Origin of the sequence: Micromonospora sp. HK10 (genome assembly GCF_000982955.1) — a bacterium.
GTDB lineage: Bacteria > Actinomycetota > Actinomycetes > Mycobacteriales > Micromonosporaceae > Micromonospora.
The window spans coordinates 18,403-44,852 of record NZ_KQ058832.1; the positions used below are offsets into that span (position 1 = coordinate 18,403).

Consider the following 26,450-nt stretch of genomic DNA (forward strand, 5'->3'; position numbering starts at 1 on the left):
GGTCGGTTCGGCAACGGAGATCGCACGTCCGCCGCGGGGCGGTCGTGAACCGGCTCAGAGCTCCTGGAGTATGCGCAGCGCCCGGCCGACCCGCCGCATCGTCTCAGTGTCGGCCACGTCCACGCACTCGGTGAACCACTTCTTCATCGGCGAGGAGAGCCGGTCGGGCATCACCACGTAGCCGCCCATCGCGACGGCGAGCGGCGAGTCGCGCAGCAGCGCCTCCTCGACCACCTCGGCCACGATCACGATCGGCACCTCGGTGGAGTTGTAGACGTCGGAGCTGATCACCAGTCCGAGCCGTTCCCGGGCGCCGGAGATGCGCCAGATCTCGCCCCTACGCAGCACGCGGTCCCTCGCCGCCGAAGAGCGCGTCGTCGACCATGGCGGCCTCCCGGGCGTCGGCCAGCGCGGCGGACTCGAGGTCCAGTCCGGCGCGGCCGAGCGCCGCGGCGTGCGCGGTGAAGACCTCGCGCAGCGCCTTCTCCCGGGCGGCCTGGTCCATCCAGGCGGAGAGGGAGAGCCCTTCCCGCTTGGCGAACCGGCGCGCCTCCTCGATCGTCTCGTCGGAGAACGACAACGTCACCTTGGCGGTCATGCCGGACAGATTACCCACTGGTATGACCGCCAGTCATCCCCGCTCGCACCCACCGCCGAACCGGACACCGGGCCCGCGCCCGGGCGCCGTCAGGGGCGGCGGCCGCCGAGCACCGCGAAGCGCCAGGACTTGAAGAAACAGTCCACGTCGGCCAGGCCGGCCGCACGGAGCCAGTCGAGCTGGTCCGGCACCGACGCCGGGCGGTCGTGCCGCATCCGCTCGCGGGCACCGGCGATCTCCTCGGCGTCCGAGCCGAGCGCGGTGATCTGGGCGGTCCACACCTCGTCGTACCGGCGGTCGAGCGCCGGGGTCGGGCCGGCCACCTGCTCGGCGTTGACGAAGACCCCACCGGGCCGCAGCGCCTCGGCCGCCCGCCGGTAGAGCGCCCGCTTGCCGTCGTCGTCGAGGTGGTGGATGGCCAGCGCGGAGACCACCGCGTCGTAGCGGCCGGCGGGCAGCGGGTCGGTCAGGTCGGCGTTCACGGTCCGGTGCGGCGCACCCCGGGCGGCCAGGTGACCGGTGGCCACCGCGAGCATCCCGGGCGCGGCGTCGAGCAGGGTCAGCCGCACCCCCGGGACCGCCGCGGCGAGCAGCAGGGAGAGCAGCCCGGTGCCCGCGCCCAGGTCCAGCACCTCGGGGGTACGCCCGGCGGCGAGCGCCGCCCGCAGCGGCGGCGCGGCCACCTCGACCGCCGTGCCGTAGAAGGCGTCGAAGCAGGGCACCAGCCGCCGCCGCGCCTCGTCGTAGCTGCCCGCCACCGCGTCGAACGCGTCCGCCACATCCATCGCGCGCCTCCCATATTTCGAGACAGTTTTCCCACATTCTAAACCCACCGGTCCGGTCCGTCACTCCCGTGCGGTGTGAGCCGCTCTTGACAGGACCGAAACAGAAGGGACCCGGACCGGAAACCGCCCACCGGCACGCTCTTCGGACATGACGGAGGGTGCACGCGTGGCGACGCGACCGGAGGCGCGGCCCCGGGAGGCGGTCACCCACTGCCCGTACTGCGCCCTCCAGTGCGGCATGGTGTTACGCCAGACCGGCCGGCGGATCGAGGTGACCCCGCGGGAGTTCCCCACCAACCGGGGCGGCCTCTGCCAGAAGGGCTGGACCTCCGCCGAACTGCTCGACCACCCGGACCGGCTGACCACCCCGCTGCTGCGCGACCGGCCCGGCGCCGGACTGCGGCCGGCGAGCTGGGACGAGGCGCTGGACCGGGTCGCCGCCGGACTGCGGTCGATCCAGCAACGGCACGGGCCCGACGCGGTGGCGGTCTTCGGCGGCGGCGGGCTGACCAACGAGAAGGCGTACGCCCTCGGCAAGTTCGCCCGGGTGGCGCTGCGCACCCGGCACATCGACTACAACGGACGGTGGTGCATGTCCTCGGCCGCCGCGGCCGGACTGCGCGCCTTCGGCGTCGACCGGGGCCTGCCCTTCCCGCTGGCCGACCTCGGCCGGGCGGACACCCTCCTGCTGGTCGGCGCGAACCCGGCCGAGACCATGCCGCCGCTGCTGCGCCACCTCACCGAACAGCGCGAGCGGGGCGGCCAGCTGATCGTGGTCGACCCCCGGCTCACCGCCACCGCCCGCCAGGCCTCCCGGCACCTGCAACCACTGCCCGGCACCGACCTGGCGGTGGCCAACGCGCTGCTGCACATCGCGCTCACCGAGGGCTGGCTCGACCGGGCGTACGTGGCGGACCGGACGACCGGCTTCGACGAGGTCCGGCGAACCGTGGCCGGCTACTGGCCGGCCGAGGTGGAGCGGCTCTCCGGGGTGCCGGTGGCCGACCTGGAGGCGACCGCCCGGGCCCTGGCCACCGTGGACCGCGCGATCATCCTCACCGCCCGGGGCGCGGAGCAGCACGCCAAGGGTGTGGACACGGTCACCGCGTTCATCAACCTGGCGCTCGCCCTGGGCCTGCCCGGCCGCCCCGGCTCCGGGTACGGCTGCCTCACCGGGCAGGGCAACGGGCAGGGCGGCCGGGAGCACGGGCAGAAGGCCGACCAGCTCCCCGGCTACCGGCGGATTGACGACCCGGCGGCCCGCGCGCACGTCGCCGAGGTCTGGGGGGGTGGATCCCGCGGCGCTGCCCGGGCCCGGCGTGCCGGCCTACCAGCTGCTCGATTCGCTGGGCACCGCGGCCGGTCCCCGGGCGCTGCTGGTCTTCGGCTCCAACCCGGTGGTCTCGGCACCCCGCGCGGCGCGCGTCGAGTCCCGGCTGCGCGACCTGGACCTGCTGGTGGTCGCCGACTTCCTGCGCTCGGAGACGGCCGAGCTGGCCGACGTGGTGCTGCCGGTGGCCCAGTGGGCCGAGGAGGACGGCACGATGACCAACCTGGAGGGGCGGGTGCTGCGCCGCCGGGCGCTGCGCGAGCCACCGCCCGGAGTCCGGACCGACCTCGAGGTCCTCGCCGCCCTCGCCGCCCGCCTGCACGGAGCGGGTCCCGCCCGTCGCGACCTGCGGAGCAAGGAGCCCCACCAGACACCGGAGGGGGCGTTCCCGACCGATCCGCGCGCGGTGTTCGAGGAACTGCGCCGGGCGTCCGCCGGCGGTCCGGCCGACTACGCCGGCATCAGCTGGGACCGGATCGACGCCGACACGGGCGTCTTCTGGCCCTGCCCGGATCCCGACGCCCCGGACACGCCCCGGCTCTTCGCCGACCGGTTCCCCACCCCGGACGGGCGGGCCCGGTTCCGGCCGGTGACCCACCGGCCGGCCGCCGAGCCGGTCTGCGGTGACTACCCGCTGCACTTCACCACCGGCCGGGTGCTTTCCCAGTACCAGTCCGGCGCGCAGACCCGGCGGGTGGCCGCGCTGCGCCGGGCCGCCCCGGGTGGCTTCGTCGAGCTGCACCCGGACCTGGCCGAGCGGCTGGGCGTGACCGACGGCGAGGAGGTGCGGGTGGTGTCCCGCCGGGGCGAGCTGCGGGCCCCGGCCCGGCTCAGCGCGACGATCCGGCCGGACACGGTGTTCGCCCCGTTCCACTGGCCGGGCGCGGCCCGGGCCAACTCGGTGACCAACGACGCCGTCGACCCGGTCTCCGGCATGCCGGAATTCAAGATCTGCGCGGTCAGGGTGGAGAAGCCATGAAGGTCGTGATCGTCGGGTACGGGATGGCGGGCGCGCGGCTCGCCGCCGAGCTGCACGCCCGGGACGGGGACCGGAAGGTCACCGTGCTCGGCGCGGAGCCGCACCGGGCGTACAACCGGATCATGCTCTCCACCCTGCTCGCCGGGAAGATCGACGAGCCGGACGTGGAGCTGGCCGAGGTCGCCGGGCAGGGCGTGGACGTCCGGACCGGCGCCGCGGTCACCGCGATCGACCGGGCCGCCCGGGAGGTGTGCACCGCCGACGGCGAACGGATCGGCTACGACCACCTGGTGCTGGCCACCGGCAGCCGGGCGCTGGTGCCGCCGCTGCCCGGGCTCGACCCGCTGCCCGAGCGGGTGGTCCCGTTCCGCACCCTGGACGACTGCCGGCGGATCCTCGCCGCCGCCCGGGGCGCCCGCAGCGCCCTGGTGCTCGGCGGTGGGTTGCTCGGGCTGGAGGCGGCCCGCGGGCTCGCCGCCCGAGGGCTGGCGGTGACCGTGGTCCACCCCGTCGGGCACCTGATGGAACGGCAGCTCGACCGGTCGGCCGGGGCGGTGCTCGCCGGCACCCTCGCCGGCCTCGGCGTGGAGACCCGGCTGGGGGTGCTGGCCACCGGGGTGGCCGCCGACGCCGACGGTGTCCGCCTCGACCTCGCCGACGGCGACCCGCTCGCCGCGGACCTGCTCGTCCTCTCCTGCGGGGTACGCCCGGACACCGCGCTGGCCGCGGCCGCCGGGCTGGCCGTGGAGCGGGGCGTGGTGGTGGACGACCGGATGCGGACCAGCGACCCGCGGATCTCCGCGATCGGCGACTGCGCCCAGCACGGTGGCACGCTGACCGGGCTGGTCGCTCCCGCCTGGGCGCAGGCCCGGGTGGTGGCCGAGGTGCTCGCCGGCGGTGACCCGCTCGCCCGGTACCGGCCCCGACCGGTGGTGACCCGGCTCAAGGCGGCCGGCATCGACCTCGCCGCGATGGGCGACGCCGCCGAGGCCCCGGCCGACGGTGGGCCGGTCGACGGTGGGCCGGTCGAGGAGCTGACCTTCGCCGACCCGGCCCGCGGCACGTACGCCCGGCTGCGCATCCGCGACGAGCGGTTGACCGGCGCGATCCTGCTCGGCGACAACCCGGCCGTGGGCACGGTGGTGCAGCTCTTCGACCGGGGCGCCCCGGTGCCGACGGACCGGCGGTCGCTGCTGCTCGGGCGGGCGTACGGGGCCGCCCCGGCCAGCCCGGCCACGTCCCCGGCGCTGATGCCGGACGCGGCCACGGTGTGCCAGTGCAACGACGTCAGCAAGGGCGCGCTGGTGGCGTGCTGGCGCTCCGGCGCCCGGACGGTCCCGCAGCTGGCGGCGGAGACCCGCGCCACCACGGGCTGCGGCGGCTGCCGGGACGCGGTGGCCGGCATCGCCGGCTGGCTCGCCGAGGCGGATCCGGTGGCGGCGCGATGAACGGGCCGCACCGACGGGTCGGATCGGGCCGGCGCGACGGCACACCGCCGGCCGCCGGCCGGGGAGGGAACACGCGTGGAGGTGACGCGATGAGCGAGCGGGATGCCGGCACCGGTGGCGGGCGGCTGGTGGTCGTCGGCAACGGCATGGTCGGGCAGCGGTTCGTCGAGGCGCTGCGCGCCCGGGACCACGACCGGCGGTGGCGGGTGACGGTGCTCGCCGAGGAGCGGCGGCCGGCGTACGACCGGGTGCGGCTCTCCGCCTTCTTCGACGGGGTGAGCGCCGAGGAGTTGAACCTGCACACCCCGGACGACGGGGTGGAGCTGCGGCTGGGCGAGCCGGCGCTGGCCGTCGACCGGGCGCGGCGGGTGGTGCGCACCGCGGCCGGCGAGCATCCGTACGACGCGCTGGTGCTGGCCACCGGCTCGTCCGCGTTCGTACCGCCGGTGGACGGCACCGACCTGCCGGGGGTGTTCGTCTACCGGACCCTGGACGACCTGACCGCGATCCGGGCGCACGCCGCGGGCCGGCGCACCGGCGCGGTGATCGGCGGCGGGCTGCTCGGCCTGGAGGCGGCCAACGCGCTGCGCCTGCTCGGCCTGGCGACCAGCGTGGTGGAGTTCGCGCCCCGGCTGATGCCGGTGCAGGTGGACGAGGCCGGCGGGGCGATGCTGCGCCGCTACGTCGACGACCTGGGCGTCACGTCGTACCTCGGGGTGGCCACCAGCGCGCTGCGCCCCGGCCCGGACGGCACGGTCGGCGCGCTGGAACTCGCCGACGGCCGGACCGTCGAGGCGGACCTGGTCGTGGTCGCCGCCGGCATCCGGCCCCGGGACGAGCTGGCCCGGGCGGCCGGGTTGCCGCTCGGCCCGCGCGGCGGGGTGCTGGTCGACGCGAGCTGCCGCAGCGCCGACGAGCGGATCTGGGCGGTCGGCGAGTGCGCGGCGGTGGACGGCACCTGCCACGGCCTGGTCGCCCCCGGGTACGCGACCGCCGAGGTGGTCGCCGACCGGCTGCTCGGCGGGGCGGCCACCTTCCCGGGCGCGGACACCGCCGCCAAGCTGAAGCTGCTCGGGGTCGACGTGGCCTCGTTCGGCGACGCGCACGGGGTCACCCCGGGCTGCCTCGACGTCACCTACACCGACCCGGCCACCCGGTCGTACGCCAAGCTGGTCCTCTCCGACGACGCGACGACGCTGCTCGGCGGGGTGCTGGTCGGGGACGCGAGCGCGTACCCGACGCTGCGGGCCAGTGTCGGCGGGCCGCTGCCGGCGCCGCCGCTGGCGCTGCTGGCCCCGGCCGGCGGTCCCGGCGCCGGCGCCGGTGCGCTGCCGGCCGGCGCGCAGGTCTGCTCCTGCAACGCGGTGACCCGCGCCGACATCGACGCGGCCATCGCGGGCGGGGCGGGCGACGTGCCGGCGCTGAAGGCCTGCACCCGGGCCGGGACGAGCTGCGGCTCCTGCGTGCCGATGCTCAAGCAGCTCCTCGACGCCGCCGGGGTGCGGCAGTCGACCGCGCTCTGCGAGCACTTCGACGCCAGCCGGCAGGAGCTGTTCGACCTCGTCCGGGTCCGCGGCATCCGGACCTTCTCCCGGCTCATCGCCGAACACGGCCGGGGCCGCGGCTGCGACATCTGCAAGCCGGTGGTGGCCTCGATCCTGGCCTCGCTGGGCAGCGGCCACGTGCTCGACGGCGAGCAGGCCTCGTTGCAGGACACCAACGACCACTTCCTGGCCAACCTGCAACGCGACGGCAGCTACTCGGTGGTGCCCCGGATCCCCGGCGGCGAGATCACCCCGGAGAAGCTGATCGTGATCGGCGAGGTGGCCCGGGACTTCCAGCTCTACACCAAGATCACCGGGGGGCAGCGGATCGACCTGTTCGGGGCCCGGGTCGAGCAGCTCCCGCAGATCTGGCGGCGGCTGGTCGACGCCGGCTTCGAGTCCGGCCACGCGTACGGCAAGGCGCTGCGCACGGTCAAGTCCTGCGTCGGCGAGACCTGGTGCCGGTACGGGGTGCAGGACTCGGTCGGGCTGGCGGTCGCGTTGGAACTGCGCTACCGGGGGCTGCGCGCGCCGCACAAGCTCAAGTCGGCGGTCTCCGGCTGCGCCCGGGAGTGCGCCGAGGCCCGCAGCAAGGACTTCGGCATCATCGCCACCGAGACCGGCTGGAACCTCTACCTGGGCGGCAACGGCGGCTTCCGCCCCCGGCACGCCGACCTGTTCGCCACCGACCTGTCCACCGAGGATCTGGTCACCCTGATCGACCGGTTCCTCATGTACTACATCCGCACCGCCGACCGGTTGCAGCGCACCGCCGCCTGGATCGAGGCCATGGACGGCGGCCTGGACCACCTGCGCTCGGTCATCGTGGACGACTCGCTCGGGCTCTGCGCCGAACTCGACGCGGCGATGACCCGGCACGTGGCGTCGTACTCCGACGAGTGGCGGGACGTGCTGGAGGACCCGGAGCGGCTGCGTCGCTTCACCTCGTTCGTCAACGCGCCCGAGGTGCCCGACCCGTCCATCACCTTCGCCGTCGAGCGCGGCCAGCCGGTGCCGGCGCGCGGGGCGCCGTCGGGCTCCGCCGCCGACCGCCGCCCCCGGCCCGTCGCGCTGGGCCTGCCGGAGGTACGCCGGTGAGCCGGCGATCAGCCAGACGTACGCCGCGGCGGCCGGCCGGGGCGGGGAACTTCAGCGAGGTGACGCGATGACCGTGGCGACGATGAGCCGGACCGCGACCCGGGGCTGGACGGCGGTCTGCCCCCTGGACCGGCTGGACCCCGACCGTGGGGTGGCCGCGCTGGTGGACGGGGTGCAGGTGGCCCTCTTCCGGACCGGCGGCGAGCTGTACGCGGTGGACAACCTGGACCCGGTCGGCGGCGCGTACGTGATGTCCCGGGGCATCGTGGGCAGCCGGGGCGGGCTGCCCACCCTCGCCTCGCCGCTGCACAAGCAGGTCTACGACCTGACCACCGGGCGCTGCCTCGACCTGGCCGGGGTGGCGCTGCGGCGGCACGAGGCGCGCTGCCGCGACGGGCTGGTCGAGGTGCGGCTGCGACCGGAGCAGTGATGCGGGACGAACTGGCCGGCTTCACCATCGGGGTGACCGCCGACCGGCGGCGCGACGAGCTGGCCGCGCTGCTGCAACGGCGCGGCGCGCGGGTGGTGCTCGCCCCGGCGCTGCGGATCGTGCCGCTCACCGACGACACCGAGCTGCGCGAGGCCACCCGGGCCTGCCTCGACCAGCCGCCGGACGTGCTGATGGCCAACACCGGCATCGGCATGCGCGGCTGGTTGGAGGCGGCCGAGGGGTGGGGCCTGGCCGAGCCGCTGCGGGGCGTGCTCGGCCGGTCGTACGTGGTGGCCCGCGGCCCGAAGGCGACCGGCGCGATCCGCGCCGCCGGCCTGCGCGAGCACTGGTCCCCGGCCTCGGAGAGTTGCGAGGAGGTGATCGACCATCTGGTCCGGCGGGGGGTGGCCGGCGCCGTCGTGGCCATGCAGCTGCACGGCGAGCGGCAGCCGGAGTGCACCGAGGCGCTGGAGGCGGCGGGCGCCACGGTGATCGAGGTACCGGTATACCGGTGGGCCCCACCCACCGACCCGGCCCCGCTGCACCGGCTCATCGACCTGGTCGCCGGGCGGCTGGTGGACGCGGTCACCTTCACCTCGGCCCCGGCCGCGGAGGCGCTGCTCCGCGCGGCCGGGGACCGCACCGAGACGGTGCTCGCGGCGCTGCGCGGGGATGTGCTGGCCAGTTGCGTCGGCGCGGTCACCGCCGAGCCGCTGGTGCGGCGGGGGGTGCCGGTCAGCGCGCCGAACCGGGCCCGCCTCGGTGCCCTGGTCCGGACGATCGTCGACGAGTTGCCCCGGCGCACGGTCACCGTGAAGGCCGGCGGGCACCTGCTGACCCTGCGCGGGCACGCGGCCGTGGTCGACGGCGAGCTGCGGCCGCTCGCCCCGGCCCCGATGGCGGTGCTGCGGGCGCTGGCCGCGTCGCCCGGGAAGGTGCTGTCCCGCACCGCGTTGCTGCGTACGCTCCCCCGCGGCGCCGACGAGCACGCCGTGGAGATGGCGGTCGCCCGGCTGCGGGTCGGGCTGGCCGCCCCCCGGGTGGTCCAGACCGTGGTGAAGCGGGGCTACCGGCTCCGGGTGGACTGAACCGGCCCGGGGCCGGCCGGCGCGGCGGCCCCGAGGTGGTGGTCGAGCCCGCCACCGGGCACCGGCCCGGTCGGCCGCTCAGCCGACCGGGGTCGCGAAGCCGTGTTCGGCCTGGAGGCGGAGCATGGCGTGCTCGACGACGGTCACCAGCACCTGCTTGACCGATTCGCGCTGCCGCGCGTCGCACATCACCAGCGGCACGTCCGCCGAGATGGCCAGCGCCTCGCGGACCTCTTCCACCTCGTAGTGCGGGGCGCCGTCGAACCGGTTCAACGCCACCACGTACGGCAGGTTGCGGTTCTCGAAGTAGTCCAGCGGGGCGAAGGCGTCGGTGATCCGGCGGGTGTCGACCAGGACGGCCGCGCCCACCGCACCCCGGATGATCTCGTCCCACATGAACCAGAAGCGGGTCTGGCCGGGCGTGCCGAAGAGATACAGGATCAGGTCCTCGGCCATGGTGATCCGGCCGAAGTCCATGGCGACCGTGGTGGTCTCCTTGCCGGGCACCTTCGACGGGTCGTCGATGCCGACGCCGGCCGCGGTCATCAGCGCCTCGGTGGTCAGCGGCTGGATCTCGGAGATCGCCCCGACCATGGTCGTCTTGCCCACGCCGAAGCCGCCCGCGATCACGATCTTCGCGGAGATGATCTCCCGGCTGCGGTTCGCCCCGGCGGGGTCATAGTTCGCGAAGTCCACTTAGCACCCTTCCAAGCAGGTTCATCCGCGCCGCGAACCCCGTCGCGGGAGCGGCAGTGTGTAGCGTCAGCAGGCCCTCGGCCACCATGTCGGCGACCAGCACCCGGGTGACGCCCAGCGGCATCCGGGTGTACGCGGCGATCTCGGCGAGCGACTGCGGTCGACCCTCGCAGACCGAGGCGATGCGGTACTTGTCGTGGCCGGCGAACCGCGCCTCGGCCACCTGGGTGGCGGTGCCGGAGAGCACCGCCTCCAGCGCGATGTTCTGCAACGGTTCGGTCCGGCCCCGGGTGACCGCGTACGGACGCACCAGCGCCCCACGTGGATCCCGCCGTGGTTCCATCTCGCGATCACCTCCCTCCGTACGGAGCCGGCTCGGCTCCGGATCACCCAGTCACACGGACGCGCCGGTCAGGACCGGACGGCGTCCCTCGGCAGCGGGGACAGCGCCTGGCCGACCCGCTCCACCAGCAGCGCCATCTCGTAGCCCACCTGGCCTACGTCACAGCTGCGGGCCGCCAGCACCGCCATCGACGAGCCGTCGCTGATGGACATGAGGAAGAGGTATCCGCTGTCCATCTCGATGACCGTCTGGAGCACACCCCCGGCGCTGAACATCCGGGCGGCACCCTCGGTCAGGCTCACCACGCCGGAGGTGATCGCGGCGAGCTGGTCGGCCCGGTCGGCCGGCAGGTCCCGGGAGGAGGCGAGCAGCAGCCCGTCCGCGGACACCGCCACCACGTGGGCGATGCCCGCCACGCTGTCGGCGAAGTTGGTGAGCAGCCAACCCATGTCCTGCATGGCCGCTGGCCTGTTCATCGGTTCGTCTCCTTGGTCGAGGTGCTGTTCAGGTCCGCGCCGGCCGTCCGACCCCGCTGAACACCGCGGTGGTAGGCGGACAGCAGGCCGCGTACTTCGTCCGGCGTGCGCCGGGTCTGGGCCCGGCCACCCTTGGGTTCGATGCCGCCGGGCACGAGCTGGGCCTGCGGCACCCGCTTGGGCAGGCCGGAGCGGGTGGTGCCGGCGGCGGTGGGCTCCGCCGCCCGGCTGGCCCGCGACCAGCCCTCGTCGGCCGCCGTCCGCCACGCTCCCGGGTCGATGGCCGGCGGCACCGGCGGCGGTGCGGCGGCGGCCGGCACGGGTGGCGGCGCGGCGGCTGCCGGCACGGGTGGCGGCGCCGCGGCGGCGGGCACGGCCGACGCCGGCGGGGTGTACGGCGGTGGCGTCGTCAACCCCGCGGCCTGGGCTCCCGGGGTACGCGTCGGCAGCCGCGGCGGGGTGGCCGCGGCGACCGGCTGGGCCGGCGCGGCGGGCGGCTCGTCGAAGGCGGGACGGGCGAAAATGGTCGTCTCGTCCTCGCCGTGCGAGCGGAACCAGACGGCCTCCATCTCCCGGAATATCGGCGCCTCGGCCGGCTGTTCCGGCCGGGACACCGTCGGGGTGGCCGGGGCCGTCTCGACGGCGGGTGCCATGGCGGCCGGCTGGTACGCCGGGGCGGGCGGGTAGCCCGCCGGCTGGTAGGCCGACGGCGCCGGCGAGGCCTGGTCCGCCAGGTCCCCCGGGCTCCGCTTCGGCAGCGGGTCTCGCGTCGGGTACCCGTGGCCCGACCCGCCGGCCGCGTAGCCGGCCCCGGAGACGGAGGGCGCCGCGGCGGGCGGCGCGGACGCCACCGGCGCGGCCGACGGCATCGTCGGCAGGCTGGGCAGCGCCCCGGTCGCGCCGCCCAACTGGACGGCCGGGCCGGTGTCCCGCGCCTCGGCGCCGCCCTGCCAGCGGGCCGGCGGCGCGGCGCTGCGCCACTGGTCGGCCAGGGTCGCCGTGCCGCCGCGCCCGGCGCCGGCCAGCGACTCCGACCCGGCGCCCAGCTGGCTCAGCGGCGACGGCTCGACGGCGAGCGGCTGACGTGACCGGTTCAGCGGGGCCTGGCCCCGGTTGGCCGGCAGCACCACCGCGGAGTTCGGCAGGGTCACCTGGGCGACGGTGCCACCCTCGACATTGCGGCGCAGCTCCACCCGGATGCCGTAGCGGGACGCCAACCGGCTCACCACGGCCAGACCCATCAGCCGGAACGCGGCCACGTCGACCGTGGGCGGCGCGGCCAGCCGGCGGTTCAGCGAGTCCAACTGCTCGTCGCTGAGCCCCAGGCCGCGGTCCTCCACCTGGATCAGCACGTAGTCGCGGATCCGCCGGCCGTCGGCAACCACGGTGGTGTTCGGCGGGGAGAACCGGGTGGCGTTGTCCAGCAGCTCGGCGACCAGTCGGACCACGTCGTTGACCGCGTGCGCGGCGACCGAGATGTCGGTGTCGACGGTGCCGAACTCGATCCGGTTGTAGAGCTCGACCTCCGACTGGGCGGCGCGCAGCACGTCCACCAGGAGCGCGTCCTCGCGGCGCGGCACGGCAGAGTCGGCGCCGGCCAGCACCAGCAGGTTCTCGTCGTTGCGGCGCATCCGGGTGGCCAGGTGGTCGAGCTCGAAGAGCTGGGCGAGGCGCTTGGGGTCCTCCTCGCCGCGCTCGATCGCGTCCAGCTCGCCGATCATCCGGTCGACCAGGTTCTGCGAGCGGCGGGCCAGGTTGAGGAACATCGCCGAGACGCTGGTCCGCAGGGCGGCCTGCTCGGCGGCCACCCGGACCGCCTCCCGGTGGACCACGTTGAAGGCCGCGGCCACCTGACCGACCTCGTCGCGGTTGGTCAGCTTGATCGGGTCGCGGACCTGCTGGACGATCTCGTCCACGCCGCCGTCGCCGATCGCGTTGACGTTCTGCAGCCGGCCCACCGCTTCGGGCAGGTCGTGGTTCGCCACCGCCAGCGCGCCCTCGCGCAGCCGGCGCAGCGACTCGTTGAGCGAACGGGCCAGCACGACCGCCAGGGTCACCGCGACGATCAGGGTGAGCAGGACCAGCAGGCTCTCCACCACGGCCTGCTGGATGACGTCGCTGCGGACGTCGTCGGCGTCGGCGAGCAGCCGCTCCAGGAGCTGGACCTCGGCCCAGCGCATCAGGTCGTTGACCGCGCCGATCGCCTCGGCGGCGTCCTTCGGGCTCACCAGCGAGGTCTGGTTGACCGAGCGGGACAGGTCGTTGGCGACCCGGTCGGCGAGTTGCACGGCGTCACCGGAGACGGTGCCGTCCACCAGGGACCGCTGCGCCGGCTCGGCGGCCCGGGAGAACGACAGCAGCGCCTCCTGCTGGCCGGTCAGGGTGGCCACCAGGGAGGAGTACTGCTCCTCGTCGAGCTGGCCGGCGGCGAGGGCGGTGAACGCGACCGCCTGCTCCTGGGCGACCTGCTCCTTCGCGTGGGAGAACGCGGCCACGGCGCGGCGGGCGTCGGCGATGCGCTCGGCACCGGGCTGCTGGGCCAGGGTGTCGCCGTACGCGACGAGGTCGCTGAGGATGATGCCGTAGCGCAGGCTGGCCTCGGCCACCGGCATCTGCTGCCGGTCCAGCACCTCCTGCCGGGTGCCGTTCAGCGTGGCCAGGTGGTCGTCGATGACCTTCAGCCGGGTCCGCACCGACGCCGGCACGTCGCCGATCCGCCCCCGCTCCTCGCGGTACGCGGCGATCCGCTCGTCGGTGCTGCGGACCCGCAGGTTGTAGTTGTCCGGCTTGCGGTCGTCCCCATTGTTGTCGTCCGGCTTCTGGTCCTGCGCGGCCAGGTAGACCAACGCCGCCATCCGCTCCTTGTGCAGGTCCTGGGTGAGCGCCGAGACGTCGATCGACAGCGCGGTGAGCGACCGGATCCGGGTCGCCTCGTACGCGCCCTGGCCGGTCGAGACGAGTCGGATAGTTGCCAGTGCCATGACAGCGGCGACCGGAACGACCAGGATGAGGGCGAGCTTCGACCGGATCCGCGCGTCACGCAGCCGAGGCAGCCGCCGTCGCCGGTTCCGGCGGCCGGATCCGGTGCTCTCGGGCAGGGTCGTAGGTCCGGTGCTCACGACATCGCCTCCGTCGTTTCTTCCACGCCTGACCCGCCGACCCGTGCCTGGAGCGGCGGGCGGCGCCGCGCGCGGCACGGCCGCGATTTCATCAGACGAGATGCAGTTTGGGAAGCCGCAGTGGGACAGGAAACGGTTGGCAGGGGCGCAACCCGTGCAGCGGTCAACTAATACCTTCATTTCCGCAGGCCCCTGAACAGGGCATGTAACTCCAGAGTGGTCGGTCGCTTCTGCGCAGTAATTGCCGGTTAACGTTTCGTGTCCCCACCATGTGGGATGGGTGTCCCGAAACCGCTCCTGGCATCGCCGCTTGACCACACGCCCCGGCATTGGCAAGGTTTTGCAGGCTTCGCGCACACCGTACGGCACACCAATCCCGTTCCTCTACTGAGGACGGATGAGCGGCGGTGATCGGGCCCGCGCCCGCGCCGCACCTGGAGGACTGAGTTGAGCCCCATCCGCTCCGCGAGCATCGCGGCGCTCGCTTCGGCCGTGCTGGCCACCACGCTCACCGGCTGCCAGTTCGGCGGGGAGCAGCAGGACGACAGCCCCATCGTGATCGCCGCGGACCTCGAACTGTCGGGCGCCTCCGCGGCCCTCGGCAAGGTGTACCAACGGGCTCTCGAACTGAAGGTCGAGCAGTTGAACTCGTCCGGCGCACTCGGTGCCCGGAGGATCGACCTCAAGGTGAAGGACAACCGCTCCGACGCCGCCGAATCCTTGCGTAACATCAACGATTTCAGCAGTGACTCCCGGGTCAGCGCCATCATCATGGGCGGCTGCAACGAATGTGCCGTCAACGCCGTCCGCACCATCGGCGAGAAGCACATTCCGACCATCGCCCTGGCGTCCGCCGGCGCGATCACCGAACCGGTCGCCGAACGCCGGTACCTGTTCAAACTCGCCCCGAACGCGAGCGACAGCGCCGCGGCGATCACCGCCGAGTTGGGGCGGCGCAGCGTCAAGAAGGTGGCCCTGCTGCACAGCGACGGCAGCTACGGCAAGGAAGGCCTGACCGCGCTGCGCCGCCAGTTCAACAAGACCGGCATCCGGCTGGTCGGCAACGAGTCGGTACGCGTCACCGACACCGACGTGAGCGGCCAGGTCGAGGAGCTCGTCGACGAAAAGCCGCAGGCCATGGTCCTCTGGACACCTCCGGAGCAGGCCGCGCTCGCCGCGGCCAGCGCCCGGCAGAACCGGTTCGCCGGCCACCTGTTCTTCGACGCCTCGGCGGCCGGCGACCTCTTCCTCGGCGCCTCCGCCCAGTCCACCGAGAAGGCCACCCTGATCTTCACCCAGACCATGGTGATCGACGACGTCATCGCCACCACCCCGGCCAAGGCCGCCCGGCGACAGTGGTTCCAGGAGTACACGGCCCGCTTCGGCGGCTACAACGGCTTCTCCTCGTTCGCCGCCGACGCGGTCCAGCTCATCGCCAACGGCGAGCTGCGGGCCGGGGCGAAGCCGGGCACCGTCGACCGGGAGGCGCTGCGCGACTTCCTGGAAACCTCGCAGCTCGACGGGCTCTCCGGGCCGATCCGGATGACGCCGGACAACCACTCGGGGCTGATGCCGCAGGCGTTGACGACGCTGGTGGCGCGGGGTGGGCGGTGGCGGCTCGCGGGGTAGTGGTCGCGGTTGGGGGTGTGGCCTCGGCGTGGTGGGTGTGGCCCCGGCACAACCGGCTCCGGGCGGTCAGGCTTGATCCCTCCGCCGGTTGCGCCGGGGCCACACCTTCGGTGGGCGCTCGCCGACCGTCCCTCTGGTGGTCTCGGGGGTGCTCGGTCGACGTCGCGTCCCCGGTCGACGTCGCGTCCCAGTGGATGGGACGCCTCGGCGTCGCGGTCGGCCTCCCTGGGGAGGCCGACCGGGTCAGCGGGCGGAGGTGGTGGCCCGCACCCAGGGCAGGGCGAGACGCTCCAGGACGCTGAGGGCGGCGTACAGGACGATGCTCATCAGCCCGACCAGGACGATGGCGGCCCAGGCGGTGGGGGTGTCGCCGACGCCGTTGTACTGCAGGATCTGGTAGCCCAGACCGGGCTTGTCCGAGTAGAACTCGCCGATCACCGCACCGATCGCGGCCAGCGGCATGGCCACCTTCAGCCCGACGAAGATCTGCGGCAGCGCGGCCGGGAAACGCACCTTGCGGAAGGCCTGCCACCAGGACGCATTCAGCGAGCGGCCCAGTTCCGCCAGGTCGGCCGGGGTGGTGGTCAGCCCGGTCGCGGTGGACAGCACGATCGGGAAGAAGCACAGCAGGAACACCATGGTCAGGATGGGCTTGTGCCCCCAGCCCACCGCGACCACCAGCAGCGGACCGAACGCGATCTTCGGTACCGCGTTGACGGCCACCAGCAGCGGCGAGAACATCCGCTCCACCCGGCTGGACGCGGCCAGCGCCATCCCGATCAGCACGCCGGCCACCGACGAGAGCAGGAAGCCCAGCACGGTGACCCCGGTGGTGATCCCCAGCGCCGGCAGCAGCACGTCCGTGGCGGCGGTCATCCCGCGCCACACCGCCAGCGGCGGCGGCAGCGCCGCCGGATGGACCAGATGCAGCCCCGAGGTCACCAGCCACCACGCGGCCACCGCGATCAGCAGGCCGAGCGCCGGCATCCCCACCGCGGCCGGGCGTACGGCCAGCCGGGCCGGAACGGCGGCGGGCGGCAGGGACGCCTCGGGCAGTGACGGGTCGGGCCGGACTCCGGTCACCTGTGCCAACGTGTCCTCCTCTCTCCGCCGGCCGCGGGGCCGGCGCGCGAAGGGGTGCGCCCCGCCGGAACCCCGGCGGGCGCGCACCCCCGTTGTCCGAGCCGACCGGTCAGGCCTTCGGCACCAGGTTGAAGTCGATGATCTCCTCCGGGGTGAGGTTCTGCTTGAGCGCGCCGGCTCCCTGGAGCAGGGCGATGGTCTTGGCCACCCGGGCGCTGTCCACGGTGCCGATCGCGGTGCCGGTGTTGCTGGACCGGACGTACGCGGCCATCAGCTGGAGCTCGGCGGAGGCCGCCTCCGGCACGGCGGTCGGGACGTTCTTCTTCAGGATCGTCCCCGCCTCGTCCGGGTTGGCCAGCGCGTATTCCAGGCCCTTGAGCAGCGCCGCGGTGAAGCGCTTGACCATCTCCGGCTTCTCCTTGGCGATCTTGGTGGAGGTGACCAGCACGTTGCCGTAGAGGTCCTGCATGACGTTGCTGTAGGGCAGCATGACCGGCTTCTTCTTGGTGACCGCCGCGATGGTGGGCTGACCCACGACGAACTGGCCGATGCCGTCGACCGAGCCGGAGGCGAGCGTGCCGATCAGCGTCTGCGGCTCACCGTTGACCCAGGTCACCTTGCTGGCGTCGACGCCGGCCAGCTTGGCGTACGTCGGGAAGAGCATGCGCACGACGGAGGCCGGGCTGTCGGCGAGCTTCTTGCCCTCGAGGTCCTTCGGGGTGGCGATGTTCTTGCCCTCGACCGACGCGATGGCGGCCATGGTGCGCTGCTGGACCGCCGCCACCGCGACAAAGTCCTTGGCCTGCCCGTTGGCGAGCACGAGGATGGCGCCGGTCAGGTCGATCGGGGCGAAGTCGGCCTGCCCGGTGGCGACCTGGACCACGCCACCGGTGCCCTGGCCGGGCTTGATCTCGACGTCGAAGCCGGCCTCCTTGAAGAAGCCCTTCTCCTTCGCGACCCAGGCGTACGAGTCACGCCCGAAGTTGCCAAACGAAGTGAGGTAGGTCACTTTCTCCAGCGCCGCACCGCCGGCAGGCTTGTCCTCGGACTTGTCCGAGTCGCTGCTGCACCCGGAAACCAGGGCGAGTGCGGTCGCCAACGCGGCGGCGGCGACCGTACGGGTCAGCCTTCTCATCAGTGCACCATGTCCTTTCCGACCAGGGCATGCTCGCCCGGACGGGTCGTGGTTCCGACGATGTCGGCGGGAGGGGCAGCCGACGGGATCGTCGTGAGGGGACTCTTCGCGCGCAACAGCGTACGAGAAGCTCCCGGGACCGACGTCCGGTGCTCGGTTGCGGAACGGAAACGAAGTTGCCTGACGGAAAGTGGACTGACGTCCACCCCGGACGGTGCTATAGGGAGCCCGTCCCGCTACGCTAGCCCGACTCGCGTTCGCGACGTGGAAGGGAGCCGGCGGGAGATGATCCGACTGTCCGGGGTGTCCCGCACCTTCGACGGCCGCTCGGGGCGGGTGGAGGCGCTGCGCGACATCGACCTCGACGTCGCCGAGGGTGAGTTCGTCGCCGTGGTCGGCCGCTCAGGGTGCGGCAAGTCCACCCTGCTGCGCATGATCGCCGGCCTGCTGCCGGTGACCGCCGGCGAGATCACCGTGGCCGGTACGCCGATCACCCGGCCCCGCCGGGACATCGCGATGCTGTTCCAGCGGCCCGCCCTGCTCCCCTGGCGCTCGGTGCTGGACAACGTCCTGCTGCCGGTGGAGATCTTCGGCTGGCGCCGGGCCGGACACCGGGACCGGGCCCGCCAACTGCTGGAGATGACCGGGCTGGGCGGGTTCGAGAAGCGCCTGCCGCACGAGCTGTCCGGGGGCATGCAGCAGCGGGTCTCACTCTGCCGGTCGCTGATCGGTGAGCCCCGGGTGATGTTGATGGACGAGCCCTTCTCGGCGCTCGACGCGCTCACCCGGGAGGAACTCTCCGGCGAGCTCCAGCGGGTGCACATGGAGACGAAGGCGACCATCGTCTTCGTCACCCACTCGATCGACGAGGCGGTGCTGCTCGCCGACCGCGTCGTCGTGCTCAGCCCGCGTCCCGGCCGGATCCGCGAGGTGGTCGAGGTCAAGGTGCCCCGGCCGCGCACGCTGGGCCGCAACGCGCACCTGGCCGAGGTGGCCCGGATCAGCGCCGAGCTGCACGAACTGCTGATGGAACGGGACGGGCCGAGCGGGCCCGCACCGGCCGGCCCGGTCGAGCCGGCCGACGGGACCGGGACGCCGACGACCGCCGGCGCGGGAGGGCAGTGAGCATGCGGGTGACGGTCTTCACCGAGCCGCACCGGGGCGCCAGCTACGACGACCAGCTCCGGTTCGCCCGGCGGGTGGAGGAGACGGGCTTCGACGGCTTCTTCCGGGCCGATCACTACCAGGCGATGGGCGACGAGCCGGGGCTGCCCGGCCCCACCGACGCCTGGCTGACCCTGGCCGCGCTGGCCCGGGAGACCTCCCGGATCCGGCTCGGCACCCTGGTCACCTCGGCCACCTTCCGGCCGCCCGGGCCCCTCGCGGTGATGGTCGCGCAGGTCGACCAGATGAGCGGCGGCCGGGTCGAGCTGGGCATCGGCGCCGGCTGGTACGAGCGGGAGCACACCGCGTACGGCATCCCCTTCCCCGGGGTCGCCGAGCGGTTCGACCGCCTCGCCGAGCAGCTCGAGGTCATCACCGGGCTCTGGCGCACCCCTACCGGCGAGACGTACAGCTTCAAGGGCGAGCACTACCAGCTCGTGGACGCGCCCGCGCTGCCGAAGCCGGTGCAGCGCCCCGGCCCGCCGGTGATCGTCGGGGGGCGCGGGCCACGCCGCACCCCCGACCTGGCCGCCCGGTACGCCGACGAGTTCAACATGCCGTTCAAGACCGTCGCCGAGACGGCCGCCGCCTACCAGCGGGTCCGCGAGGCGTGCGAGCGGACCGGGCGGGCCGCCAGCGGCCGGCCGCCGCTGGTGCTCTCCGCCGGGGTGGTGGTGGCAATCGGGCGTACCGACGCCGAGGCGCAGCGCCGGGCCGCACCGCTGCACGTCAAGAGCGCCCTGCCGCCGGAGGACCCGGTGGTCGGCTCCCCCGCCCAGCTCGTCGACCGGCTCGGCGAGTTCGCCGGCATCGGCGCCACCCGGGTGCACCTGCGCCTGATCGACTTCGACGACCTCGACCACCTGGAGCTCATCGCCGCCGAGGTCCTGCCCCAGCTGGACGGAGCGCGGTGACCGGCACCGAGCTCGGCCCGGTGGGCCAGGAGATCGTGTACGAGAACGACCGGGTCCGGGTCTGGCACATCCGCCTCGAGCCGGGCGAGCGGCAACCGCTGCACCGGCACGACCATCCGTACCTGGTGGTGGCGGTCCAGGGCGCGCGGAACGTGGTGCAGACGGTCGACGGCAGCACGATCGACGCCGATGAGCCGACCGGCGGGGTGGTTTACCGCGACCCGGGCGCGGTGCACATGCTGACCAACGTCGGCGACACCACCTACCTGGCCCGGTTGGTCGAGCTGAAGTAAGGACGCCGACACCAGCGCGCCAGGTGGCCTCCTTGGTGGCGATCGGGGGCACCGGGCCGTAACGTGCCCGACATGGCCTTTCGGACGTGGGGCAGGCTGCTGCTCACGGCGCTCGGCGTGAGCATGCTGACCGGAGCCGGCCAGCTCGGCATCGCGTACGGCTTCGGCGTCGTACGCCTCGACGGCGCGTTCGCCGACGGCACGGTCAACCGGTGGCCCGCCCAGCTCGCCTGGGTCGGCTGGTTCGCGGCGATCGCCGCGGTGGCGGGCGCGGTGGTGACCGAACGCCTCGCCCGCCGGGACGGTTCCCCGGCCGGCGGCACCGCCGAACAGCTCGCCATCGCCGGCGTCGCCGCGCTGGGCGCGACCGTGGTCGCACCGCTCTGCATGCAGCCGGCCCGCGCCGCCGAACTCGACGGTACCGTCGACCCGGTCTGGGCGGTCGGCATCTGCGCCATCCTCGGCGCGCTGATCGGGGCGGGCGCGGCCGTCGCCGTCCTGCTCAAGCCACCGTTCGGGTGGAACATCGCGCTGACCGCCGGGCTCGTCTGGCTGCTCGCGCTGATCTCCGCGGCGCCGACGGTCGCGTCGACCGAGCCGCTGCGCACCGTACGCCTCGGGGTCCTCGAACCATCCTGGCTGGACGCCGCGGCGGCGCAGCGCCTCGCCATGCTGGTCCTGCCCGCGATGTCCCTGCTGGCCGGGGCGGCGATCGGCGCGCTGGCCCGGCGGCACGGCCACCTGCCGCTGATCGCTGGTGCGGCCGGGGCGGCCGGGCCGGTCCTGCTGGCCTTCGCCTACCTGACGGCCGGGCCCGGCAACGCCGCCGACCGGTACCAGCTCGCCCCCTACTACGGCGCGCTCCTCGCGGTCGCCGCCGGCGCGCTCGGCTCGACCGCCGCCACGGTGCTGCGCCGGCCCGCGCCGGACGCCGACGGCGACGCGATCGCGCCCACCGACATCCTCCAGCCTCTCCCGGCCGCACCGGCCGGCCCGCCGCTCGCCGCACCGGCCGGCTCAGCGCTCGCCGCTCCCGCCGGCGCCGACCCGGGTGCCGGCGCCCACCGGGGTACGGCCGCCGAGCCGGGTCGGGCCGGCCGGGCCGACGGCTCGCCCACTCCCGCGCACTGGGACTGGCCGGAGTCGTCCGGCCTCGCCCCCGCCGGCCGGAGCCTGCCCCGGCAGACCGTCACCGACCGCGCCGTCGTTCCAGCCGCTCCCGGCCTCCAGGACGGCACCGGAGCGGACCGGCCGCCGACCCCGACGGAACCGACAGGCCCGACCCCGACGGTCGAGGCGACCGCCGCGGATTCGGGCGACGCGGCCGGCACGGCCATCCCGGCCGGCACGGCCACCCCGGCGGGCACGGCCACCCCGGCCGGCATGGCCACCCCGGCCGGCATGGCCACCCCGGCCGGCACTGCTACGCCGGCCGGCACGGCTACCCCGGGCAGCACGGAGTCGGCGCCCGGGGGCGGGTCCCTGAGCGACGCCGGCGACCGCCACCTCGACGACCTGGCCCGGAACCTGCCCAGCGCCGGGCTGCCGCCGCCGGCCCGGCGGACCTCCGCCATCGACGTGCTCGCCGCCGGCCGCCCGGCCGCGCAGCCCGGCCCGGAGCCGGTCGCCCCCGGTCGGGCCCCGGCGTCGTCCCTCGCCCCGGCACCGCCGACCGAGGATGCCGCCGGACCGGTGCCCGCCGGACCGGAGCCGGCCGGACCGGTGCCCGCCGGACCGGAGCCGGCCGGACCGGTGCCCGCCGGACCGGAGCCGGCCGCGGGGACGCGACCGAGCACCCCGGCGGCCCCGACCGCGCCGGCCGACGAGCCATCCCGGCACCCGGACCCGACCCGGCGGGACGTCGGTCCGGCCCGCCGCGCCGAGCCGGCCGCCGCGGCTGACGGCCGGGGCGACGCCGTGGTGAGCGCGGCGCCGACCAGCACCGCCGCGGGACGGCCGGTGGACGACGAGGCCGCCCCGGCGGAGGGCACGACGAAGCCCGCCCGCGGCGGGCGCGCCCGGCGGGGCCGCAAGCCGGCGTCGGCCGCCGGCGGACCGTCCGCCGCCGCGCCCGTCGCCGGAGCCGACCGGCCGGCGGCCCCGCCCCCGGCCGCCGCCACCGAGCCGGGCCGAGCGGACCACGAAGACACGCCCGCCGCCAGCCGCGCGGATCACGACCAGACCCGGCCCACCGGGCAGGCGGACCACGACCGGACAGCCGCCGCCCACATGGACCACAACCGGACACCGGCCGCCAGCCGCACGGACCTGGGCCGAACACCCGCCGCTGGCCGCCCGGACGACGACCGCACGCCCGCCGCCGGCCGGGCGGACCACCACGGGACACCCGTCGCCGGCGACGGTCCGGGCAGCGAGGAGGTGGAGCGGCCCGGTCGCCGCTTCTTCTTCGACGAGCCGGCCGGCGGCGAGGGCCCGCCCGCGTCGCCCCGGCCGCGCTTCCCGATCTTCGAGGATGCGCCGGACCGACCGGGCGAGGTCCGGCCGGCCTGGCCGATCGCGCCCGGGCCCGCGCCGGGCTGGTCGGCCACCCCGCGCGGCACCCCCACCCCCGGCCCGGTGGGCGTTCCGGAGGCCGGCCCGGCCGCCGAGCCCGACCCGGCGTCCGCACCACGCCCCCGGCACCGGGCGCTGCCGGACCTGCGCGCGTCCAACTGGGAGGCCCTCGCCAACGCCCGGCCCGCCCCGGCGGCGGGGCCCGGTGGCCGGCACGCCGATCCGCAGCCGGCCGGCCCGGAGCCCGGGCCGGCCGAGCCGGCCGAGGGCGCCGGGACGGCTGAGCCGACCGGGACGGTCGAGGAGACGTCGGGCGAGGAGACGGCGGGCGGAAAGGCGAAGTCCCGCCGGGGACTGTTCCGGCGTAACCGGGGCAAGGCGGCCGAGCCGGTGGAGGCCGACCGCGGGTCGGAGCCGCTGCCGGCCCAGGACGAGGAGTTCGTCGACTGGGTCGCCGGCCTCGCCTCCGACGACAACGCCGAGGACGCCCGTTCCCTGCGTACCGGCCGGCACCACCGCGACTGACCCGCCGGGTGGGTCCGGGCCGACCAACGGCCCGGCCCCACCGACCCGCCCGACCTGCCCAACCCCACCGGACCGTCCGGCCCAAGACCGCCCGGTCCCGCCGGACCGTCCGGCCCACGACCGCCCGGTTCCGCCGGACCGCCCGTCCGACCGCCCGGTTCTGGGTAGCAGCGGTCAGGCCTGGGGCAGGTAGACCCGCCCGCCGGCGTTGACGAACTCCTCGGACTTGTCCCGCATGCCGCGCGCCGCGTACTCCTTCAGCTCCTGGGTGATCTTCATGGAGCAGAACTTCGGCCCGCACATCGAGCAGAAGTGCGCGGTCTTCGCCGGCTCGGCGGGCAGCGTGGCGTCGTGGTACGACCGGGCGGTCTCCGGGTCGAGCGAGAGGTTGAACTGGTCCTCCCAGCGGAACTCGAACCGGGCCTTGGAGAGCGCGTCGTCCCAGGCCTGCGCCCCCGGGTGCCCCTTGGCCAGGTCGGCCGCGTGCGCGGCGATCTTGTACGCGATCACGCCCGCCTTCACGTCGTCCCGGTCCGGCAGCCCGAGGTGTTCCTTCGGGGTGACGTAGCAGAGCATGGCGGTGCCGAACATGCCGATCATCGCGGCGCCGATGGCCGAGGTGATGTGGTCGTACGCGGGGGCGATGTCCGTCGTGAGGGGACCGAGCGTGTAGAACGGCGCCTCGTGGCACCACTCCTGCTGGCGGTCCACGTTCTCCTTGATCTTGTGCATCGGCACGTGCCCCGGCCCTTCGATCATCACCTGTACGTCGTGCGCCCAGGCGACCTTCGTCAGCTCACCGAGCGTGCGCAGCTCGGCGAACTGCGCCTCGTCGTTGGCGTCCGCGATGGAACCCGGCCGCAGCCCGTCGCCGAGGGAGAACGTCACGTCGTACGTCGCGAGCAGCGAACACAGCTCCTCGAAGTGGGTGTAGAGGAAGTTCTCCTCGTGGTGCGCCAGGCACCAGGCCGCCATGATCGATCCACCCCGGGACACGATCCCGGTGACCCGGTCCACGGCCAGCGGCACGTACGGCAGCAGCACCCCGGCGTGCACGGTCATGTAGTCCACGCCCTGCTCGGCCTGCTCGATCACGGTCTCCCGGAACACCGCCCAGGTCAGCTTCACCGGGTCGCCGCCGACCTTCTCCAGCGCCTGGTAGATCGGCACCGTGCCGATCGGCACCGGCGAGTTGCGCACGATCGCCTCGCGGGTCTCGTGGATCCGCTTGCCGGTGGAGAGGTCCATCACGGTGTCCGCGCCCCACCGGGTCGCCCAGGTCAGCTTCTCGACCTCCTCGGCGACCGACGAGCTGACCGCCGAGGTGCCGATGTTGGCGTTCACCTTGACCAGGAACGCCCGCCCGATGATCGCCGGCTCGCACTCCGGGTGGTTGACGTTGAGCGGCAGCACCGCCCGCCCCGCGGCGATCTCGTCCCGGACGAACTCCGGCGCCACGCCCTCCCGGATCGCCACGAACTCCATCTCCGGGGTGACGATCCCGGCCCGGGCGTAGCCGAGTTGCGTCGGGCGCTTCCCGTCGACGCCGCCCAGCGGGGTGCCCGCACCTCGCACGGGGGCGACGTCGCCCCGGGCGGCGATCCACGGCCCGCGCAGCGGCGGCAGCCCGACCGCCGGGTCCGAGCCCGGACCCGAGGTGTCGTAGAGGCGTACCGGCGGGTTGTCCCCGGCCAGTTCCACCTCGGCGAACGGCACCCGGAGGTCCGGCCGGGACCCCTCCACGTAGACCTTGCGTCGTGCCTGCATGACAGCCTCCCTGTCGCTCATGCGGACCAGCCGAAGTGGTCCAGCGGGCCGCGTCCCGCGCCCAGCGCCCAGTCGCGCGCGCCGGTCAGCGCGCGGGTCACGTACTCCTTCGCGACGGCGACCGCGACCGGCACCGGATCGCCGGCCGCCAGCCGGACCGCGATCGCCGCCGAGAACGAGCAGCCGGTGCCGTGGTTGTGCCGGGTCGCCACCCGGGGCGCGCGCAGCAGCGTGGTCCGGCCCGCGCCGGCCAGCACGTCCACCGACTCGCCGCCGGCGTCCACGTCGCCGCCGGTCACCACCACGTGCGCCGGGCCCGCGGCCGCCAGCGCCTCGGCCGCCGCGACCATCTCCTCGACCGTGTTCACCGGGCGTCCGGTGAGGGCCGCGGCCTCCGCGCGGTTCGGCGTCGCCACCTCGGCGTACGGCAGCAGCCGCTCGACCGCCTCCACCACGCCGAGCCGGTGCCCGCTGGTGGCGACCAGCACCGGGTCGACGACCAGCCGGGGCAGCCGCCCGGCCCGCGCCGCGTCGGCCACCGCGCCGGCGACCGCCGGGCTGCCGAGCATGCCGGTCTTCACCGCCCGCACGGCGAAGTCGCCGAGCACGCTGTCGAGCTGGTCGCGCACGGTCTGCGGGGGCAGCGGCAGGACGGCGTCCACGCCCCGGGTGTTCTGCGCGGTGACCGCCGTGAGCACGCTCGTCCCGTACGCCCCGAGCGCCGCGAACGTCTTGAGGTCCGCCTGGATGCCGGCGCCGCCGCCGGAGTCTGATCCGGCGATGGTGAGGGTGGTCCTCGGGGTCATGGTGCTCCCTCGGTGGTGGCGGTGGGGGTTCGCCCGGTCGACCGGTGGGCCGCGGCGGTGAGGGCGGCGGCGACCTCGCCGGGGTCGCCGGCGCGCATGACGGCGCCGAGTACGGCGACTCCGGTGGCGCCGGCCGCGACGCAGGCCCGCACCTGCTCCGGATGCTCGATGCCGCCGAGGGCGAGGACGGGTACCGGGCTGCACCCGGTCAGCTCGCGCAGCCCGTCCGGGTGCAGCGGTGGTCCGTAGCCGGGTTTGGTGCTGGTCGGGAAGACCGGCGACAGCGTGACGTAGTCCTCCGTGCTGAGCCGAGCCAGCTCGCCGGCGTCGTGGCAGGACCGCCCGACCAGTCCCGCGGCCGGCGGCGGGTACGGGCCGGCGGCGGGCAGGTGCACGGCGCCCCCACCGAGCGGGTCCGGGCCGGCGACGATCAGCGTGCCGTCCACCTCGGCGAGGACCGCGCGCAGCTCGACGGCGAGCGCGCGGCGCGCGGCGGGCGGCAGGTCCTTCTCCCGCAGCACCACCCACCGCACTCCCCCGCCCACGGCCGCCTCGACGACCTCGACCAGCGGTCGCCGCGCCACCCGCCGGTCGGTCAGCAGCACCACGCCCGACGGCACGGCCCGGCCCGGCGTCCCGGCGGGCTCCGGCTCCTCGACGGCCCGGCGCCCACCCGTCCGGCGGTG

21 protein-coding genes and 1 pseudogene are annotated in these 26,450 nt (G+C 74.9%); 10 read left to right on the top strand and 12 right to left on the bottom strand.

Going from position 1 to position 26,450, the window contains the following annotated elements; genetic code table 11:
- Positions 1–54 precede the first annotated feature (54 nt).
- The 3 genes from LQ51_RS17535 to LQ51_RS17545 form a co-directional block, all read right to left on the bottom strand.
- Positions 55–348, bottom strand: coding sequence for a hypothetical protein (locus LQ51_RS17535; protein WP_046567122.1), 294 nt, complete (start codon positions 346–348; stop codon positions 55–57).
- Complete coding sequence (locus LQ51_RS17540; RefSeq protein WP_046567123.1) at positions 338–598, bottom strand: DUF6364 family protein; 261 nt, start codon at positions 596–598, stop codon at positions 338–340. Before LQ51_RS17540 ends, LQ51_RS17535 begins: the two co-directional genes overlap by 11 nt.
- An 89-nt stretch (positions 599–687) precedes the next feature.
- Entirely contained in the window at positions 688–1,383 is a 696-nt protein-coding gene (locus LQ51_RS17545; RefSeq protein WP_046567125.1) for a class I SAM-dependent methyltransferase, read from the bottom strand.
- Positions 1,384–1,621: 238 nt separating this feature from the next.
- Here LQ51_RS17545 and LQ51_RS17550 point away from each other — a divergent pair.
- The 5 genes and pseudogenes from LQ51_RS17550 (at position 1,622) to LQ51_RS17570 (ending at position 9,300) form a co-directional block, all read left to right on the top strand.
- Positions 1,622–3,692 (top strand): annotated as a pseudogene (locus LQ51_RS17550) (molybdopterin oxidoreductase family protein).
- Positions 3,689–5,140, top strand: coding sequence for an FAD-dependent oxidoreductase (locus LQ51_RS17555; protein WP_046567129.1), 1,452 nt, complete (start codon positions 3,689–3,691; stop codon positions 5,138–5,140). The pseudogene LQ51_RS17550 and the gene LQ51_RS17555 overlap by 4 nt, the downstream one beginning before the upstream one ends.
- 89 nt (positions 5,141–5,229) lie before the next feature.
- On the top strand, positions 5,230–7,782 hold the full coding sequence (gene nirB, locus LQ51_RS17560; protein WP_046567131.1) for a nitrite reductase large subunit NirB: 2,553 nt from the start codon (positions 5,230–5,232) through the stop codon (positions 7,780–7,782).
- A 67-nt stretch (positions 7,783–7,849) separates the two neighbouring features.
- Positions 7,850–8,212 (top strand): nitrite reductase small subunit NirD, encoded by a 363-nt coding sequence (gene nirD, locus LQ51_RS17565; protein WP_231605787.1) that lies wholly within the window; start codon positions 7,850–7,852, stop codon positions 8,210–8,212.
- Entirely contained in the window at positions 8,212–9,300 is a 1,089-nt protein-coding gene (locus LQ51_RS17570; RefSeq protein WP_046567133.1) for a uroporphyrinogen-III synthase, read from the top strand. Before nirD ends, LQ51_RS17570 begins: the two co-directional genes overlap by 1 nt.
- 78 nt (positions 9,301–9,378) lie before the next feature.
- On the opposite strand, the gene LQ51_RS17575 is transcribed toward LQ51_RS17570, so the two are convergent.
- The 4 genes from LQ51_RS17575 to LQ51_RS17590 all read right to left on the bottom strand — a co-directional run bounded on the left by LQ51_RS17575 (position 9,379) and on the right by LQ51_RS17590 (position 13,934).
- The gene (locus LQ51_RS17575; RefSeq protein WP_046567136.1) at positions 9,379–9,996 is read right to left on the bottom strand and encodes a GTP-binding protein; all 618 of its coding nucleotides are present in this window, start codon (positions 9,994–9,996) and stop codon (positions 9,379–9,381) included.
- Positions 9,977–10,339 carry a DUF742 domain-containing protein gene (locus LQ51_RS17580; protein WP_046567137.1) on the bottom strand — a complete coding sequence of 121 codons (363 nt, stop codon included), beginning with the start codon at positions 10,337–10,339 and terminating at the stop codon, positions 9,977–9,979. Before LQ51_RS17580 ends, LQ51_RS17575 begins: the two co-directional genes overlap by 20 nt.
- Positions 10,340–10,407: 68 nt before the next feature.
- Complete coding sequence (locus LQ51_RS17585) at positions 10,408–10,815, bottom strand: roadblock/LC7 domain-containing protein (RefSeq protein WP_046567138.1); 408 nt, start codon at positions 10,813–10,815, stop codon at positions 10,408–10,410.
- Positions 10,812–13,934 (bottom strand): sensor histidine kinase, encoded by a 3,123-nt coding sequence (locus LQ51_RS17590; RefSeq protein WP_046567140.1) that lies wholly within the window; start codon positions 13,932–13,934, stop codon positions 10,812–10,814. The genes LQ51_RS17585 and LQ51_RS17590 overlap by 4 nt, the downstream gene beginning before the upstream one ends.
- A 447-nt stretch (positions 13,935–14,381) precedes the next feature.
- Between LQ51_RS17590 and LQ51_RS17595 the strand changes: the two genes are divergently transcribed.
- Positions 14,382–15,563, top strand: coding sequence for an ABC transporter substrate-binding protein (locus tag LQ51_RS17595; RefSeq protein WP_046567144.1), 1,182 nt, complete (start codon positions 14,382–14,384; stop codon positions 15,561–15,563).
- A 243-nt stretch (positions 15,564–15,806) separates the two neighbouring features.
- Here LQ51_RS17595 and LQ51_RS17600 read toward each other — a convergent pair whose 3' ends face one another.
- Together LQ51_RS17600 and LQ51_RS17605 are read right to left on the bottom strand one after the other, a co-directional pair.
- Positions 15,807–16,619: an ABC transporter permease gene (locus LQ51_RS17600; protein ID WP_046567295.1), complete on the bottom strand. Its 813-nt coding sequence runs from the start codon at positions 16,617–16,619 to the stop codon at positions 15,807–15,809.
- Between the two features lie 136 nt (positions 16,620–16,755).
- Positions 16,756–17,781 (bottom strand): ABC transporter substrate-binding protein, encoded by a 1,026-nt coding sequence (locus LQ51_RS17605; RefSeq protein WP_046567146.1) that lies wholly within the window; start codon positions 17,779–17,781, stop codon positions 16,756–16,758.
- A 285-nt stretch (positions 17,782–18,066) separates the two neighbouring features.
- Between LQ51_RS17605 and LQ51_RS17610 the strand changes: the two genes are divergently transcribed.
- From LQ51_RS17610 to LQ51_RS17625, 4 genes are all read left to right on the top strand, one after another.
- Complete coding sequence (locus LQ51_RS17610) at positions 18,067–18,906, top strand: ABC transporter ATP-binding protein (protein WP_046567148.1); 840 nt, start codon at positions 18,067–18,069, stop codon at positions 18,904–18,906.
- A 2-nt stretch (positions 18,907–18,908) separates the two neighbouring features.
- Positions 18,909–19,859 (top strand): LLM class F420-dependent oxidoreductase, encoded by a 951-nt coding sequence (locus LQ51_RS17615; RefSeq protein ID WP_046567150.1) that lies wholly within the window; start codon positions 18,909–18,911, stop codon positions 19,857–19,859.
- Positions 19,856–20,152: a cupin domain-containing protein gene (locus LQ51_RS17620; RefSeq protein ID WP_046567152.1), complete on the top strand. Its 297-nt coding sequence runs from the start codon at positions 19,856–19,858 to the stop codon at positions 20,150–20,152. Before LQ51_RS17615 ends, LQ51_RS17620 begins: the two co-directional genes overlap by 4 nt.
- A gap of 72 nt (positions 20,153–20,224) precedes the next feature.
- On the top strand, positions 20,225–23,191 hold the full coding sequence (locus tag LQ51_RS17625; protein WP_046567154.1) for a hypothetical protein: 2,967 nt from the start codon (positions 20,225–20,227) through the stop codon (positions 23,189–23,191).
- Between the two features lie 174 nt (positions 23,192–23,365).
- Here LQ51_RS17625 and thiC read toward each other — a convergent pair whose 3' ends face one another.
- From thiC to LQ51_RS17640, 3 genes are read right to left on the bottom strand one after another with little or no spacing between them, the layout of a single operon-like run.
- The gene (gene thiC, locus LQ51_RS17630) at positions 23,366–24,958 is read right to left on the bottom strand and encodes a phosphomethylpyrimidine synthase ThiC (RefSeq protein ID WP_082159502.1); all 1,593 of its coding nucleotides are present in this window, start codon (positions 24,956–24,958) and stop codon (positions 23,366–23,368) included.
- A gap of 17 nt (positions 24,959–24,975) precedes the next feature.
- Entirely contained in the window at positions 24,976–25,764 is a 789-nt protein-coding gene (thiD, locus tag LQ51_RS17635) for a bifunctional hydroxymethylpyrimidine kinase/phosphomethylpyrimidine kinase (protein WP_046567157.1), read from the bottom strand.
- Positions 25,761–26,384: a thiamine phosphate synthase gene (locus LQ51_RS17640; RefSeq protein WP_082159507.1), complete on the bottom strand. Its 624-nt coding sequence runs from the start codon at positions 26,382–26,384 to the stop codon at positions 25,761–25,763. The genes thiD and LQ51_RS17640 overlap by 4 nt, the downstream gene beginning before the upstream one ends.
- Between the last annotated feature and the right edge of the window lie 66 nt (positions 26,385–26,450).